At 44.9% G+C, this 17,008-nt stretch carries 14 protein-coding genes; 10 read left to right on the forward strand and 4 right to left on the reverse strand.

What is annotated here, in order from left to right; genetic code table 11:
- The first annotated feature begins 35 nt into the window (after window positions 1–35).
- A complete protein-coding gene (locus PN836_RS01095) occupies window positions 36–1,016 on the forward strand; it encodes an alpha/beta hydrolase (protein ID WP_395342547.1) in 981 nt (326 codons plus the stop codon).
- 503 nt (window positions 1,017–1,519) lie between these two features.
- The gene (locus PN836_RS01100; protein WP_395342550.1) at window positions 1,520–2,956 is read left to right on the forward strand and encodes a DUF4397 domain-containing protein; all 1,437 of its coding nucleotides are present in this window, start codon (window positions 1,520–1,522) and stop codon (window positions 2,954–2,956) included.
- A gap of 29 nt (window positions 2,957–2,985) precedes the next feature.
- On the opposite strand, the gene PN836_RS01105 is transcribed toward PN836_RS01100, so the two are convergent.
- Window positions 2,986–3,447 (reverse strand): hypothetical protein, encoded by a 462-nt coding sequence (locus PN836_RS01105; RefSeq protein ID WP_395342552.1) that lies wholly within the window; start codon window positions 3,445–3,447, stop codon window positions 2,986–2,988.
- Window positions 3,448–3,611: 164 nt separating this feature from the next.
- On the opposite strand from PN836_RS01105, the gene ltrA reads away from it, so the two are divergent.
- The 4 genes from ltrA to ahr all read left to right on the forward strand — a co-directional run bounded on the left by ltrA (window position 3,612) and on the right by ahr (window position 7,457).
- Window positions 3,612–4,880 carry a group II intron reverse transcriptase/maturase gene (gene ltrA, locus PN836_RS01110; RefSeq protein ID WP_395342555.1) on the forward strand — a complete coding sequence of 423 codons (1,269 nt, stop codon included), beginning with the start codon at window positions 3,612–3,614 and terminating at the stop codon, window positions 4,878–4,880.
- Between the two features lie 161 nt (window positions 4,881–5,041).
- On the forward strand, window positions 5,042–5,806 hold the full coding sequence (locus PN836_RS01115; RefSeq protein WP_395342558.1) for a MipA/OmpV family protein: 765 nt from the start codon (window positions 5,042–5,044) through the stop codon (window positions 5,804–5,806).
- Between the two features lie 132 nt (window positions 5,807–5,938).
- The gene (locus PN836_RS01120; protein WP_395342559.1) at window positions 5,939–6,421 is read left to right on the forward strand and encodes a c-type cytochrome; all 483 of its coding nucleotides are present in this window, start codon (window positions 5,939–5,941) and stop codon (window positions 6,419–6,421) included.
- Between the two features lie 16 nt (window positions 6,422–6,437).
- Window positions 6,438–7,457 carry an NADPH-dependent aldehyde reductase Ahr gene (gene ahr, locus PN836_RS01125; protein WP_395342561.1) on the forward strand — a complete coding sequence of 340 codons (1,020 nt, stop codon included), beginning with the start codon at window positions 6,438–6,440 and terminating at the stop codon, window positions 7,455–7,457.
- Between the two features lie 35 nt (window positions 7,458–7,492).
- Here ahr and PN836_RS01130 read toward each other — a convergent pair whose 3' ends face one another.
- A complete protein-coding gene (locus PN836_RS01130) occupies window positions 7,493–8,236 on the reverse strand; it encodes a cytochrome b/b6 domain-containing protein (RefSeq protein ID WP_395342562.1) in 744 nt (247 codons plus the stop codon).
- Between the two features lie 134 nt (window positions 8,237–8,370).
- Here PN836_RS01130 and dapB point away from each other — a divergent pair, with 134 nt between their 5' ends.
- The 4 genes from dapB (at window position 8,371) to greA (ending at window position 14,630) form a co-directional block, all read left to right on the forward strand.
- Complete coding sequence (dapB, locus tag PN836_RS01135; RefSeq protein WP_395345403.1) at window positions 8,371–9,174, forward strand: 4-hydroxy-tetrahydrodipicolinate reductase; 804 nt, start codon at window positions 8,371–8,373, stop codon at window positions 9,172–9,174.
- A 411-nt stretch (window positions 9,175–9,585) separates the two neighbouring features.
- Entirely contained in the window at window positions 9,586–10,773 is a 1,188-nt protein-coding gene (gene carA / locus PN836_RS01140; protein WP_395342564.1) for a glutamine-hydrolyzing carbamoyl-phosphate synthase small subunit, read from the forward strand.
- Window positions 10,774–10,782: 9 nt separating this feature from the next.
- Window positions 10,783–14,013 (forward strand): carbamoyl-phosphate synthase large subunit, encoded by a 3,231-nt coding sequence (gene carB / locus PN836_RS01145; RefSeq protein WP_395342567.1) that lies wholly within the window; start codon window positions 10,783–10,785, stop codon window positions 14,011–14,013.
- Window positions 14,014–14,153: 140 nt separating this feature from the next.
- Window positions 14,154–14,630, forward strand: a complete 477-nt coding sequence (greA, locus tag PN836_RS01150) for a transcription elongation factor GreA (protein ID WP_395342569.1) — start codon at window positions 14,154–14,156, stop codon at window positions 14,628–14,630.
- A gap of 36 nt (window positions 14,631–14,666) precedes the next feature.
- Here greA and PN836_RS01155 read toward each other — a convergent pair whose 3' ends face one another.
- The gene (locus tag PN836_RS01155) at window positions 14,667–15,212 is read right to left on the reverse strand and encodes a prepilin-type N-terminal cleavage/methylation domain-containing protein (RefSeq protein WP_395342572.1); all 546 of its coding nucleotides are present in this window, start codon (window positions 15,210–15,212) and stop codon (window positions 14,667–14,669) included.
- 119 nt (window positions 15,213–15,331) lie between these two features.
- Window positions 15,332–17,002 (reverse strand): SulP family inorganic anion transporter, encoded by a 1,671-nt coding sequence (locus PN836_RS01160; protein ID WP_395342575.1) that lies wholly within the window; start codon window positions 17,000–17,002, stop codon window positions 15,332–15,334.
- Window positions 17,003–17,008 lie beyond the last annotated feature (6 nt).

Here is a 17,008-nt window from a genome sequence, read left to right on the forward strand (position 1 = left end):
AATTAATGATGAAATTGGAGAAAATGATGAACTTAATGACCGCATCAATTAAAAAAACAACGCTTTCTATTGGTTTAATTGCGACCGCTGCCTCCCTTGTTCCATTGAAAGGAACTCATGCGGCTACCAAACATCATGTTACTTTTGAAAGCGGTGGCGAAACGCTCGTAGGACATTTGTACATGCCTAAAAGTCATAATGAAAATACGCCTACTTTCGTGATTCTAGGTCCAATGACCTTCCAAAAAGAACAGGCACCAACTGAATACGCCACTCGACTGGCTGAGCAAGGCTTTGCAGCACTTGCGTTTGATACACGTTATCGAGGCGAAAGTGGTGGAGAGCCTCGCGCGCTTGAGAACACCTTTCACAAAGTAGAAGACTTAAAAAATGCAGTATCCTTCATCAAAGGCTTAGCAGGTTTTAATGCAGACAGTATTTATGCCTTAGGCATCTGTCAGGGCAGTTCTGCCGTTGTTAATGCTGTTGCACAAGATGACAATATAAAAGGAGGTATTACTTTGGCGGGTCACTATCGAGATAGGGAAGGTGATATTGCATGGTTAACAAAAGAAGGCTTCGAAACTCGTCTTGCTAAAGGTCAAGCCGCTTTGGATCTGTATGAGCGCACTGGCGAGGTTGAATATGTCGCAGGTGTTGATGAAACGGACATGAATGTGGGCATGCCTGGAAAATTCGTATGGGATTGGTATCACGTATGGGAAGAAAAAGGCTTGTGGGAAAACCGCTACGCGGTGATGAGCGATGCGGCCTTACTAAGTTTTGAATCAATCAGCGCAGCTGCCGAAATCAATAAGCCGTATCTTATGATACACAGCGATAACAGTTTTCTGCCAGATGCTGCGCGTCGACATTTCAACGCAATGCCCTCCAAACAAAAGACCTTGCTGTGGGAGGGAGAGACGCCTCACTTAGCTTATTATGATCAGCCTGAAATACTAGACAGGACGACTTTAACCATAGCGAATTGGGTCGATAGGATAGAAGCAAATTAATAGCGATTGACAGCTAAAAGACAAACGAACACGCCGTTAAACGATAAAAATCCAAACGGCGTTTTCGTTATCATTGAATCCTAATAGGCACCAGTTTCAATAATGGACAGGAAATTTTGAAGACATGTCAAATCATTAAAATCGGTTTTGTATCGTTTAGTTATCTGCGAACGACATAATAAAAATAATCGTTGTAAAGAGCGATTATTAACTATTTTTAACCTTATTGAATGCTGCATGCAATTAATATTAATCGACTGATTTTAATAATTATTTTTTGTTATTTTCCGGTCTAAAAATAATTGTTTTTCATTGATTTTTGAGTACTTCTAATCCAAACCTGTACTTACAGAGTTTTAAACCGAAACATCGCATTAAAAACAACATGCGCTAATTGGATAGTTTTACACTCTGGGTAGTCGCCGAGCGGGTTTTTCAATTCTTGTTTTACGTGGATTGTTGAAGGCACACCCATAAACTTCACTGCTAACAATCGGACACATATGATGACTTTTTCTAATAAACAGTATTTGCGTCGCTCTGCGCTGTTAAGTTGTACGCGTAATTTACTCCTCGCAGCATTTAGTATAATTGCTTTAAGTGCTTGCATCGGAAGCGACTCGGACGACCCGGAACCCTTTACTCCACCCGAACCGCCTAACATCAACGCACAAATCAGAATTATCCATGCCTCACCCGATGCACCAGCCGTTGACGTGCTCGCGAATGGCAACAGTGTGGGCGGTCTGGCAGATTTGGACTATCAAACGGCAACTGGCTTGGCATTCATCCGAACTGGCTCTTTCGAGTTTACCGTGGAAGCCCAATTACCTGGCGGTGCTTCTGCGTCTGTGATAACGCTGCCCGCAACCTTAGAGAATGACGTGCAGTACAATGTGTTGGCAATAGGTGAGGTCGCTAACATTGCAGGCTTAGTGGTAGCGAACCCCGAGACAGCGGTAGGAGATGGAAATATTCGAGCGCAGGTGGTTCATGGGGCACCTAACGCACCAACCGTTGATATATATGTAACAGCGCCCGACGCTGATATAGCTGTATCTCAGCCGCTTGCAACCTTAGCGTTTGGGGAATTTACAGGGCAGGTTGAAGTACCTGCAGGAAGCTATCGTATAAGAGTTGCCGCGGCTGGAACAACGACAGTTGTGTTTGATTCTGGGACGATTGAAATAGCTGCGGGTGTCGATTTGTTTATCACGGCAACTGAAAACGTATTGGGTGGTGAAGCGCCAATTAATTTGACAGTTGCGGATGGTCTTGGTTCGGGAGTTATTGTTGACGTAAATTCTCAAGCACAAGTGCGGGCAATACATGGTATTGCGGATGCTCCCGCAGTGGATGTGTTTGCTGATATAGAAGGTGATAATGACTTACTTTTGTTTGACGCAGCCCCCTTTAAGGGAGTAACCGACTACATCTCAGTACCCGCTGGCGATTATTTGCTTGATGTGAAAGCTGATGCAGACAATGGCATTGTGGCTATTGATGATGCCGCCGTAAGCCTCATGGCAAATGTTCGCTACACCGCGTTAGCAAATAACTCGCTAGCAAATGCAGACCTGGACCTTGTTGTTGACGACGGTAGACCTCTGGCAACCGCTGCTCAGGTAAGGGTTTTTCATGCATCTCAGGCGACAGGCCCTGTTGATATCTACGTAACGTCTGATGGTGAAATAGACGGCGTTGATCCTGCATTCGCAGGCGTCGCCTACAGTATGGATGCGCTTGCAGAAACAGGATACGTTCAGCTTGCCGCTGGTGATTACGTGCTAACAGTGACACCTACAGGCACGAAAACGGAAGCGATTGAAACAGGCGTTTTGACATTGGAGGCTGCCAAAATATATACGGCGTTCGCGGTTGACGGCGATATGATTGGTGATGCTCCACAGCTGATATTGGCAGACGATTTTGTCGAGTAGCTAACAATCGCTTCTGTGTTGATGGACATTTAGTCCAAAAGCCCAAGCATCCCTTGGGCTTTTTTATGGTGCGCCAAGTATGGCGCGTAGCGCCTTAATGGTGCTGTTCTGATACGCATGGTGGCGATCAGATGACTTGGTGGTGAAAGTCCACTATTAGCCCGACAAGGGGAATAATTAGCTGAACGGCAAGGGTGTTCATCGTGAGGTGAAATCTGAAGAAAGCCGAAAGCAAAGCACTGGCCTGACGAACAGGAATCGTATATGAGGCGGTCGCAGTGGGTGAGAAGGCCATTATCTTCAAAGCCCAATACTTGTCCAGAAACTGCGGACGTAGATACGGCGGGCATAAGTGTGAAGGTCACGCGCATTACCTTGGGAGGTCTGTTTATCTGCCACTGGCTATTAATATCGAGAGGTATTGAGATGGGTAAACAGAAGTCAGCCGAGGCCATAGTAGGTTGATTGCCGTCAACTGAAGGGCTGAACATGTTAAATGGTTTGAGAGCCAAGTGCTCGATGAGGGTAGAAGGAGCAGAAACAGCTACTGAGATATAGCTGATTATCGCCAAGGGGTGCAGACAGTATCTGCAAGAGTAGGTGAATAAGGCTTCAAGCCACGCGGCGCACAAGGATTTACTCTCATGAGGAGACGATGACCTTACTCGAAAAGATACTATCAAGACCTAATATGCAAGGTGCTTATCAGCGAGTTATGCGCAATAAAGGGGCGGCAGGAGTTGACGGTATGAGTGTAGATGCGCTTAAAGCGTATCTGCAAACACGCTGGCAAGACCACAAAGCCGATTTATTGGCAGGGCGTTATTGTCCACAAGCGGTGCTTAAGGTGAGTATTCCTAAAGCAGGCGGTGGGCAACGCGAATTAGGCATCCCAACGGTGTTGGACAGATTGATTCAGCAAGCGATACATCAGGTATTAAGTCCTATATTTGAGGAGCAGTTCTCAGAGAATAGTTATGGATTTAGGCCGCATCGCGATGCAGGGCAAGCTGTTCAACAAGCGCGAGCCTATATCGAGGAAGGTTATAGATGGGTGGTCGATATCGACTTGGAGAAGTTCTTCGACAATGTTAATCACGACATATTGATGTCGAGAATAGCGCGCCATGTCAAGGATAAAGCGGTGCTTAAACTCATTCGTGCTTATCTGAGGGCAGGTGTGTCACAGAATGACAAAACCAGTCAACGGGTGATGGGGACACCTCAAGGTGGACCATTATCGCCGTTACTGTCGAACATCATATTGACCGACTTAGATAGAGAGCTTGAGCGCCGAGGGCATAAGTTCTGTCGCTATGCTGATGACTGTAATATCTACGTCAAAAGCGAGCGTGCAGGACATCGTGTATTGAAAAGCGTGACGAGTTTCTTAGAGAGCACCTTAAAATTAAAGGTGAACAAAGAGAAAAGTGATGTGGGTCGACCGTGGCAACGAAAGTTCTTGGGGTATAGTGTCTGTCATCGCAAGCAAAATGTTCGATTGCGAATAGCGCCTGCGGTGCAAATGCGTTTTAAAAAGGACGTAAAACATACACTGCGCAGTGCAAGAGGATGGTCAATTCACCGTACGGTGGAAAAACTGAACCTGAAACTGCGAGGCTGGATAACTTACTTCCGACATATAGACGTCAAAAAGGTACTTCTTGACTTGGATGGCTGGCTTCGCCGACATCTACGCAAGATTTTATGGCGTCAATGGAAACGTGTTCACACACGCATTAAGAGACTAATCGGATTGGGTATTGATGAAGCGAGGGCGGCGACAAGCGCGACGAATGGCAGAGGACCTTGGTTCAACTCAGGGGCTTCTCACATGAATCAAGCACTACCTAAAAAGTTCTTCGACAGCCTAGGTTTAATATCATTAATGGACTATTATCATCGTCTCAAGTATTTAACATGAACCGCCGTGATACGGAACCGTACGTCCGGTGGTGTGAGAGGACGGAGAGTGTAAACTCTCCTCCTACTCAATTGCAATTTCTTTTGGTTAAAGCTCTGTAATGAAACATCTTTTTTGATTTTTTACCTGTAATAAGCACTAACGGTATCAATAAAGGCCTAATGATGTCAGTAAAACACGATCTAAAATTAGCTTGTATGTTTACAGTGGGATTAACGCTTGCGGTAGCTCCTGCTTCAGCGCAATGGTCTGCAGGTGTTGCGGCCATCGGCAGCGCAACGCCATATGAAGGCTTAAGCACAGAATCAATAGTCATCCCCATTGTCGCCTATGAGGGCGAACGTTTAATATGGCGAGGCCCATCTTTAAGATACAAATTAACAGGAGTGAAGCGAGGCGAGCCAAGCTTGCAAATTAGCGTGGAATTGGCGCCAAATGAACTTGAGGCCGACCAATCCGCTGAGTTAGTTGGCATTGAGGAGCGTGATATTTCGTTTCTAGCTGGTCTGAGATACGTCCACCCAAGCAAAATAGGTGAATTTTCGGCTGTCTTTCAAACAGACATTACCGGCAAACACAATGGCCAACGTGGTGCACTGAATTTCCAACGTCCTCTGTTAAGAGATAAACAAGGCGCTTGGGTGCTAACAGGTGGAATTCAAGTTGAATACTTAAGTGACAACTATGCCGATTATTATTTTGGGGTAAGTGCTGTTGAAGAGGCGGCGTCTAGCTTCAGTCAGTATCGAGTCGATGACGTATGGCAGGGCGGTATCACATTAGGCGGCTTTTATCGATTCAATGACAAATGGCAACTCACGGCTCAAACCCGCTTAATATCACTTGCCAACGAGGTAAAAGATAGCCCGATTGTGGCTGACAGTGCAACCTTTGATGGTTTTATTGGTGTGACCTACCAATTTTAATAATCTAAACAGACGGTTAATGCATATTCTATACATGAAGTTTGCAAATTAGCGACTTTCTAATACGTTTAGTAGTAAGGCAAAGTAAAACACTTCGTTTATTGACATCACACCAACTATTCGGGAACACCTATGAAAAAACTACTCTCATCATTTGCATTAGCATCAATCGCATTGTCAACAGTGACATTCAGTACGCTCTCTACGGCTACTGAAGTAAAAACAGAAAAGCAGGCAAAAGCAGCAGTACAGTTTCGTCAGGCCTTGCTACAACTCGTGCGCAGTAATATGGGCCCCTTGGGCGCAATGGCCAAGGGTAACATTCCATACGATGCTCAAGTCATGATAAAAAATGGACAGCGCATGGAACAGTTAGGTTTAATGATGGAAGATTATTTTACGCCTAATACAACAGCATTTGATGTTGAAACCGGTGCGCTGGACAATATCTGGTCTAACCAAGCCGACTTTAATCAGAAGGCGCAGAATATGGTAGAAGCTGCCGCGAATGTGCAATCAGTTGCTCAAGCTGGCGCGACTGACGATTATAGAAAAGCAATAGGAGCATTAGGAGCGACATGCAAAGCATGTCATGACGACTATAAAAAAGACTAATTGCTGGAGTAAAACTATGACATCTATTACCACAAAAGCGTATGCGGCAAATGAAGCTGGCGGAACCTTAAGCCTCGGCGAATATGACTTACCTCCTCTTGGTGAAAATGAGGTTCGTATTAAAGTTGCCTTTTGTGGTATTTGCCACTCTGATTTGTCGATGATTTATAACGAATGGGGGATTTCCCAGTACCCATTAGTAGCAGGCCATGAAGTGGCGGGTGAGATTGTCGAAGTGGGTAAGCAGGTAGCCGATTCCCGCTTAGGTGAAGTGGTTGGATTGGGTTGGCACGCTGACTATTGTCAAGCTTGCTATAGCTGCAACTCGGGCGATCATAACTTGTGCAGTAAAGCGCAACCAACAATAGCGGGGCGTCATGGTGGATTTGCTGAATATGTTCAAGCAAGTGAAAAGTCGGTTGTGCGCTTACCTCAAGGTGTAGATTTAAAATCAGCAGGCCCTTTATTTTGCGGTGGAATAACGGTGTTCAATCCGCTTGTAGAGTTTGACATTAAACCCACTGACAAGGTTGCAGTAATTGGCATTGGTGGTTTAGGTCATCTTGGTTTGCAGTTCTTGAATGCATGGGGCTGTGAAGTTACCGCATTTACTTCGAGTGAAAGTAAAGCAGATGAAGCGAAGCAAATGGGGGCGCATCACGTCATTAACTCACGTGACGAAAGTGAACTAGAACAAGCAGAGTCTAGCTTTGATTTCATCATTTCTACTGTGAATGTAAAACTTGATTGGAATTTATACTTGAGTACGCTCAAACCAAAAGGGCGGTTACACTTTGTTGGCGCCTCTTTAGAGCCGTTAGATATCGGTGTGTTTAATTTACTCAGCGGTCAAAAGTCGGTTTCGGGCTCTCCTGTAGGAAGCCCGGCAACTATTGTCACTATGTTAGATTTTGCGGCGCAACATAACATCAAGCCCATGGTAGAAATGTTTGATATGAGCCAAATCAACGATGCTTTAGCACATCTTAAAAGGGGTGATGCGAGATATCGCATTGTTTTGCAGGCTGATTTTTAAGGCAGCGCATTTTAACTATCCAGAGTTCGGGTTAACTAATAGTCATAAAGTCCCATTTCAGGCTCAGGGGCGAATACGTTTACCAAGCAATACACAAATACTGCGACGACAGCCACAACTATTAAAAAACGCCACCAGTGCGTAACAACATTAAGGTCTGCTGGCGTATCGCTCGTTTGTGAATGCGATACTGGCTTTTTACCATGCAACATAGCAGGCACTAGTCGCTGTTTCTTTTTGAAACTATAAAAAGCGATAGCAGACAAATGCAACACAATCAATCCCCACATAAGGCTTATGGCGTTGTGATGTAGCCAATTCATTGCGTCATCTAAGGCGCCATCGAACGCTCCGTGATACGGGCCATCTAAAAAAATATCATCCGTCATAAACAAACCGCTTACGGCCTGCGTCAACATCACCGCAAGAATCGCTAGCACTGAGTAAGCGCCAAGGGGATTATGTCCTAAATACTGCTGTAGCTTTGGTCTTCCCATTAAATATTGAAGAGCAGTGGACGGTGAGTAGATAAAACTTGAAAACCTAGCATGATAGCTACCCACAAATCCCCAGATTATGCGAAACAGAATAAGTCCTAAAGCGACATATCCGCCATAAAAATGCAACTGCATTGCATCATCGAGAATATCGCCTGTCACAAACTGAAATACGAACACACCTAGCAATGACCAATGAAATAAACGAGTAGGGATGTCCCACACTTTTGCATGCGTTTGAGTTGTGTTGGCCTTCAGTGCTGGTGATGCTTCTTGAGTCATGTGTGAACCTTACTCTTTGTATCTCTATATTGATTGATACATAAATGATAGCGCATTGCGCTTATTTAGCGCTTCAATTTTTGCTACAGTGCGGGTCATTCAATTTCAATAAAATATGACTTCTTAGAAAAATGATGACAAAAATAGGCATTTTGGGCGCAAATGGCCGTATGGGACGTGTGTTAATTGAGGCAATCTATCAACATCAATCGCTAGAGTTGAGCTTAGCAAGCGTGCGCGATGGCTCGTCTTTTGTCGGTATTGATGTGGGCCAGCTGGCGGGTATAGCGAATCAAAATTTAGCACTTACTTCTATAAGTGAATGCGAGTTTGGGCAAACAGATGTGCTGATAGATTTTACGTTAGCGACAGCATTAGACGCTAACCTGGAGAAGGCGTGCGAACAAGCTATACCTATTGTAATTGGCACAACGGGCCTTTCTGAATCACAACTCTCACGTTTAGATGAAGCTGCCAAACACATTCCGATAGTGTTTGCAGCGAACTACAGTGTAGGGGTTAACCTCATGCTGAACTTAGTAAAACAGGCCGCTTTAGTAATGGGAGAGCAGTCGGATATAGAAATTCTTGAAGCTCATCACCGTTTCAAGCAAGACTCGCCGTCTGGCACTGCTATGGCGATTGGAAAAAGTATTGCTGATACGCTCAATAGAGACTTAGCTCAGTGTGCAGTTTATGGCAGAGAGGGCTTCAGTGAGACCCGCGATAGGCAAACTATTGGATTTGCAACAGTAAGAGCAGGCGATATTGTTGGTGAGCATACAGCCTTGTTTGCAAGCTTGGGCGAACGCCTTGAAATTACGCACAAAGCGTCTAGTAGAATGACCTTTGCAAATGGTGCGCTTGAGGCTGCAAATTGGTTGGTTGGTAAGCCGAAGGGACTGTACAGCATGCAAGATGTTTTAGGCTTAGCGTAAATTTATGCTGTCATTAAAGTAAAAGGAAAGTGAGTACTTCCCCAAGTAAACATATGATTATGAAGCTTAATGGTAAAATATGTAATAAGTGCGCTGTTTTCCATAATCATCACCAGATTAAAAAGCAATAGACGCTTATAAGGTTATTGTATATAATGCGCGGAATTTGCCAGAGATTAACGCGCTTTCTTAAACAGTAAGCGGTAAAAAATTTTTGGTATTGCTCTGTATGGCTCTATTTTAAAAGCGTAAAGTCTAATACAGACAAACCTTTATAAGGTTTTTGGCAGAGACATCGTGCTCAGTGAATGACAGAGAATCGCTTTTTTGTCACTAAATCGGGTGCAAATGCAGAAAAACGCTAAATTTGATGCGTTTTTCTTAGTTATCTCTATGTTTTAGGAGGTTGACTTGTCTGTTTCTGCCCTGCTTGTATTAGCTGACGGCTCAGTATTTAAAGGCACATCAATTGGCGCACAAGGCCATAGCGCCGGTGAGGTTGTTTTTAACACTTCAATGACCGGCTACCAAGAAATACTGACCGACCCATCTTACGCTGAACAAATCATTACCCTTACTTATCCACATATTGGCAATACCGGAACCAATTCTGAAGATGTGGAATCTGATCAGATTTGGGCGAAAGGATTAGTCATTAGAGACCTGCCCTTAGTGGCAAGTAATTTCAGAAATACTCAAACCTTAAGTGATTACCTTAAATCTCAGAACATTGTTGGCATTGCTGATATCGACACGCGCCGCTTAACGCGGGTGCTGCGAGAAAAAGGCGCCCAGAATGGTTGCATTATGACATTGGAAAGTCCTATGCGCGGTGTTGATGCGCATGTAGGCTCGGCAATTGAACAGGCACTTAAACATGCTAAAGCTTTTCCAGGCCTTAAGGGTATGGATTTGGCAAAAGTGGTCTCTTGTGACTCGGCATATTCATTCAATGACAGTGTATGGTCACTGGAAGGTGGTTACGAGGAAGATATCAAAGACTTACCTCATCATGTGGTTGCCTACGATTTTGGCGCGAAGAAAAATATTTTGCGCATGCTTGTGGCGCGTGGATGCCGCTTGACGGTTGTACCCGCACAAACGAGCGCAGAAGAAGTTCTTGCCTTGAAACCTGATGGCATATTTTTATCCAATGGCCCAGGTGACCCGGAGCCTTGCGACTATGCCATTGAAGCGACTAAACGTTTTTTGGCGGAAAAACTCCCCTTATTTGGAATATGCCTTGGACATCAAATCCTTGCTATCGCAAGCGGAGCAAGCACTGAAAAAATGCTTTTTGGGCATCATGGTGCGAACCATCCCGTTCAGGATACAAACAGCGGCGGTGTCATGATAACCTCGCAAAATCATGGTTTTGCGGTTGACGCGAATACCTTGCCCGAAAATGTAAACGTGACGCACGTTTCTTTATTCGATAAATCGCTTCAAGGGATCGCGCTGCGAAATGCGCCCGCTTTTAGTTTTCAAGGTCACCCAGAGGCCAGTCCGGGACCACAGGATGCCTCACCATTGTTTGATCATTTCATTGACTTGATTTTGCAGTACAAAAAACGTCAACACCAACACCAACAACAATAGGAAGGGATAATGCCAAAACGTAATGATATCAAAAGCATTTTGATTCTTGGCGCAGGTCCTATTGTGATAGGGCAGGCCTGCGAATTTGATTACTCGGGCGCTCAAGCCTGTAAAGCCCTTCGTGAAGAGGGTTATCGAGTCATTCTTGTAAACTCAAACCCAGCCACCATCATGACCGACCCTGAAATGGCAGATGCAACGTATATTGAACCCATTCAGTGGGAGGTGGTGCGTAATATTATCGCTAAAGAAAAACCCGATGTAATTTTGCCCACTATGGGCGGACAAACAGCGCTAAATTGTGCTTTAGACCTCAATAAACATGGTGTACTAGAAGAATTTAATGTAGAACTTATTGGCGCAACCGCCGACGCTATCGATAAAGCAGAAGATCGCGAGCGTTTTGATAAAGCAATGAAGTCTATTGGCCTTGAATGCCCCCGTGCAGAAATTGCGCATAACATGGAGCAAGCGCATGATGTGCTTACCCGCATTGGCTTCCCTTGCATTATTCGCCCCAGTTTCACAATGGGTGGAAGTGGCGGCGGCATCGCTTATAACATTGACGAATTCAACGAAATTTGCACGCGTGGTTTGGACTTATCTCCCACATCAGAATTGTTAATCGATGAATCTCTGATTGGTTGGAAAGAATATGAAATGGAAGTGGTGCGTGACAAGGCAGACAACTGCATTATTGTATGTACCATTGAAAATTTTGACCCGATGGGTGTTCACACAGGCGATTCCATTACCGTAGCCCCAGCTCAAACCTTAACCGACAAAGAATTTCAAATCATGCGTAATGCTGCAATGGCGGTATTGCGAGAAATTGGCGTGGAAACTGGCGGCTCCAATGTTCAATTTGGCGTGGACCCTGACACCGGGCGAATGGTCATTATTGAGATGAACCCAAGGGTGTCTCGCTCCTCTGCACTGGCATCAAAAGCAACGGGTTTCCCAATTGCGAAAATTGCTGCCAAGCTGGCCGTCGGTTTTACCTTAGATGAATTAGCCAATGACATCACAGGCGGTAAAACGCCCGCATCTTTTGAGCCATCTATAGACTACGTTGTTACCAAGATACCGCGTTTTAACTTTGAAAAATTTGCAGGCGCTAACGACCGCTTAACGACTCAAATGAAGTCTGTGGGTGAAGTGATGGCAATTGGTCGTAATCAGCAAGAATCCTTACAGAAAGCCCTGCGTGGACTTGAGGTGGGTGTTTCAGGCTTAGATCCCATTTTAGATTTAGAAGACGCAGACGCCAAGAACATGCTGGTATATCAACTTCGTGAGCCGGGCGCTGAGCGTATATGGTACATTGGTGATGCTTTTCGAATGGGCATGTCAGTCGATGAGGTCTTTGTTTTAACCAACATCGATAGATGGTATTTGGTGCAAATTGAAGAGCTTATCGATTTAGAGCATCAAGTGAAACGCCTGGGTCTTACGGGTATTGATAACGAATTCATGCGTAAGCTAAAACGTAAAGGCTTTTCAGATGAACGTATTGCGGCCTTAACGCAAGTGGCGCAAAGTGATGTTCGCGATATGCGCATCAAGTTCAATATTCTGCCAGTTTACAAACGCGTTGATACTTGCGCTGCAGAGTTTTCTACGTCCACTGCCTATATGTACTCAAGTTATGACGAAGAGTGTGAGGCAATGCCTTCCACACGCGATAAAATCATGGTGCTTGGTGGCGGTCCAAACCGCATTGGGCAGGGCATAGAATTCGATTACTGTTGTGTACACGCCGCCCTTGCTATGCGAGACGATGGTTTTGAAACCATTATGGTGAACTGTAATCCAGAAACGGTATCGACTGATTACGATACATCTGACCGTTTGTATTTCGAGCCAGTTACCCTAGAGGACGTGCTAGAGATTGTTCGTGTAGAACAACCCAAAGGCGTGATTGTGCAATACGGCGGTCAAACGCCGCTTAAACTCGCCAGAGACTTAAAAGCCAACGGCGTCAACATTATTGGTACATCGCCCGATGCGATTGACCGCGCGGAAGATCGTGAGCGGTTCCAGCATATGGTGAACAAACTTGGCTTAAAACAACCCGCAAATGCTACCGTAAGCAACATGCAAGAAGCCCTTGATAGCGCCGAAACTATTGGATTTCCGTTGGTGGTGCGCCCCTCTTATGTTTTGGGTGGACGAGCAATGGAAATCGTTTACGACATGAAAGATTTACAGCGATATTTAAATGAGGCGGTAAAAGTTTCAAATGATAGCCCGGTGCTGTTGGACCGCTTCTTAGATGACGCCATAGAAGTTGATATTGACGCAATTTGTGACGGGGAGCAGGTATTAATTGGTGGCATAATGGAGCATATCGAGCAAGCTGGTGTGCATTCAGGTGACTCAGCGTGCAGTCTACCGCCGCATTCGCTATCCAAAGACATTCAAGATGTGATGCGTGAGCAAGTGAAACAGATGGCATTAGAGCTTGATGTTCGCGGCCTGATGAATACGCAGTTCGCTATTAAGGATAACGAGGTCTATTTGATTGAAGTGAATCCTCGCGCCGCTCGCACCGTTCCTTTTGTTTCAAAAGCAACAGGCATGCCCTTAGCTAAAGTGGCCGCTCGTGTAATGGCTGGCACGACGTTAAAAGAGCAGGGCGTAGAAGCAGAAATCATCCCTCCATTCTTTTCAGTTAAAGAGGTTGTACTTCCCTTCGCTAAATTCCAAGGTGTTGATCCTTTACTGGGGCCAGAGATGCGTTCAACTGGTGAGGTGATGGGCGTGGGATTAGATTTCGAAGAAGCATATGCTAAAGCTAATTTAGCCGCATCTGCACCTATTCCTAGCGCAGGTAAAGTGCTCATTTCGGTCAGAAACAATGACAAGTTGAGACTGGCGAACTTAGTCAAGGATATGGTTGAGCATGGCTTTACGATTGAAGCGACCAGTGGCACTGCTGAGGCGATCAAAGACGCGGGTATTGAATGCACTGTAGTCAATAAGGTGAGTGAAGGCCGCCCTAACATTGTGGATGCGATTAAAAACGGTGAGTATTGTTATATTGTTAATACCACAGAGGGCAGGGCTGCAATAAACGATTCGGTGTATATCAGGCGCGAGGCATTATTAAACAAAATTGCCTATACCACCACCATGAATGCAGCTTTTGCTACAATGAAAGCTAGCGAAGCAGATGCAAAGGAAAACGTGGCTTCAGTACAAGAGCTACATCGAAAAGTAGAATCTAGCATCCAATAACGCTTTGCGAGATTTTGCTTTCTCTTTTGATGAACCGATAATCAATTTACACTATACTAAAAAATACGAATCACCAAAAACGAATGCAGATTGCATTCGTTTTTTTATCTATATTTTCCATAAATAATAAGAGAGAGGCTATGAATAGCTATCCAATGACAACCGAGGGCGCAAAAACCTTGCGTGAGGAACTTGACCACTTAAAATCTGTCCAGCGCCCGCAAATTATTAATGCTATTGCAGAAGCTCGTGAGCATGGCGACCTCAAAGAAAACGCCGAGTATCATGCTGCAAGAGAGCAACAGAGTTTCTGTGAGGGACGTATTCAAGATATTGAAGGAAAGCTTTCGAACGCGCAAATTATTGACGTCACAAAGCTCACCAACAACGGTAAAGTCATATTTGGCGCTACGGTTACTATTCTGAACACTGATTCAGAAGAAGAAATTACGTACCGGATCGTAGGTGATGACGAAGCCGATATAAAGAAGAATCTGATTTCGGTTAACTCGCCAATTGCGCGAGGTCTTATTGGCAAAGAGCTTGACGATATCGTTTCGATTGCTACGCCAAAAGGGGCAATTGAAGTTGAAATTATTGAAGTGGAATACAAATAGGCCGAATAAGTCTATCGCGCCGCGATGATTAAGGTCTTAGCATTCAGAGTTTTGAATAGTATACCTTGGCGGTGTCGATTCATCTGTGGCCATTTCGTACTGTAGATAGCATAATGGCTCTACGCCATCTGCCGCTGGGTTCTCACCAATCGAAATGTGATAGAACTGAATGTGGTCGTCGTCAATGTCAAAACGCCAATCGGCGTTAGCGCAATCGGTGTCACTTGCTTGATGATGGCAAATAGTGAAATCGATTGCCCGTTCAAGTTGTGCGGCACCGGTCCTTGGAGCGCTGCCATCGTACGCTAAGTAACCATATTCTACCGCTACAGTATCACCGCTTTGCAGCACGACTAGCGCGCTTTCCTCGCGTTCAAGGCCCTGAATAAGTGCTTTGCCATACACTATTTGATTGCTTGAAACGATCGCACCTTTTAGTGCTTCCAATGACGCTGCTTTTGAGTCACTTGAAATATCAATGAAGCGTGGCGCAGCCGTCACGGAAAGAACGCCAATAATGATAATTACAATGATTAGCTCAACGAGCGTAAAGCCCTCTTGCTCACTATTGAGCGAACGCATTTTGCACCTATACTTTTCAACATGAACCTGTAAGTTTATCTCACTAAATGAAGGCTAAGGTATAAAAAAACATACTTGATTATATGTGCGTCATAGCCGATTCAGGCGGGTATGTTGAACTAAGCCTGTGTTGCCTCAGCTTTATCGATACTAATACGTATATTTGCCAATTCAAGTGCTCGCGTTCGATTGTCAACAAAATCAGCGTCGTTTAGCAAGTCTTCAAATCCCATTCGCATCAGTTTCGTTTTAGACTCTTCTTTATTTACTAGCATCAGGATATGCATGTCTAAAAGTTGGGCGTCTTTAACCAAGTTTTCGATGGTTAACGCGATAGTATCGTCAAAAAATGATACATCACTCAAATCGATAATCACTACCGCATGCTCCCCAAGAGACTTAAGTTCTCGTGAGAGTGCTTTTGAAACACCAAAAATCATGGTGCCGCTCAGGTAGAAATATAAAATTTCACCATTGGCTTCATTGAGTAAGCTTCTTTGCTTAGGCGTAAGAGGCAGTCGACCATCAACATCACTAATGGCTTTAATATTTTTGGCTTGCGATGCAGAGAGCTTTTCAATGGTGATGATATTGGCAATAAATACACCTATACCTACTGCCACAACTAAATCGACAAAGACAGTCAACAGTAGCACTGCATACATAATGATGCTGGTTTGTTTGGAGACTTTATGGGCACGTTTGATAAAACTCCAGTCAAGAATATCGATGCCGACCTTTATCGCAATGCCTGCTAGTACTGCAATTGGAATTGCCGATATGAGCTCTGATGCACCAAAAATCGCCACTATCAACACGCCAACGCGCACCAATCCCGATAGGGCGGTGCGAGCGCCTGTTTGAATGTTTACTACGGTTCCCATGGTGGCACCTGCTCCAGGCAAGCCGCCAAATAGACCAGAGAACAAGTTACCCATTCCCTGCCCAATCAACTCTTTGTCTGACTTGTGTTCACTTCGGGTCAGGTTATCGGCGATTACCGATGTCAGCATGGAATCGATACAGCCCAGCATGCCAAGCACAATGCCATCGAGCACCATGGTTTGAATCTGCTCTGGTGTAAATGTGGGCATGACCATGCCGGGAAGAGAAACATTGATTTCGCCGATGCGGCTGATATTGGCATCATTGAACACAAGCACACTGATGATGGATATCAGCAACAGTGCAATTAATTGCGGAGGTATCCACTGTTTGATTCGCCGAGGCGTCAGAAAAATTAAGGCTAAGGTGGCTAACGCCATACCCGCTTCAAGGAAGTGTATGTTTGCAAGCGCGTCAGGCAGTGCAAATATGGCACCTGTCACGCCTCCTGCGGGACTTTCTGAGCCAAGAGCCGGTGCAAGTTGCATAATAATTAAAATACAGCCTATGCCTGACATAAAGCCGCTGATAACTGAGTAGGGCATCAAGGTGATATATTTGCCTAAATGTAGCAGGCCAAAAACAATCTGAGTTAGGCCCGCAATCATCACGACCGTAAAGGCCATCGCTAGACCTTTGTCAGGATATTGAGCGACCATTGACGTGACTACGGCGGCCATGATTACTGTCATAGGGCCTGTAGGCTCTGATATTAACGTAGGCGTACCGCCAAACATGGCCGCAAAAAATCCGATTATGATCGCGCCGTATAGCCCGGCTTCTGCACCCGCGCCTGAAGCAACACCAAAGGCCAATGCAAGCGGCAAAGATACGATTGCTGCGGTCAGACCGCCAAGAATGTCACCCTTTAAATGAGTAGTATTAATTAGGTTAAAAAGCTGCAAGTTGAA

Source organism: Ningiella algicola (genome assembly GCF_028401415.2).
Taxonomy (GTDB): domain Bacteria; phylum Pseudomonadota; class Gammaproteobacteria; order Enterobacterales; family Alteromonadaceae; genus Glaciecola.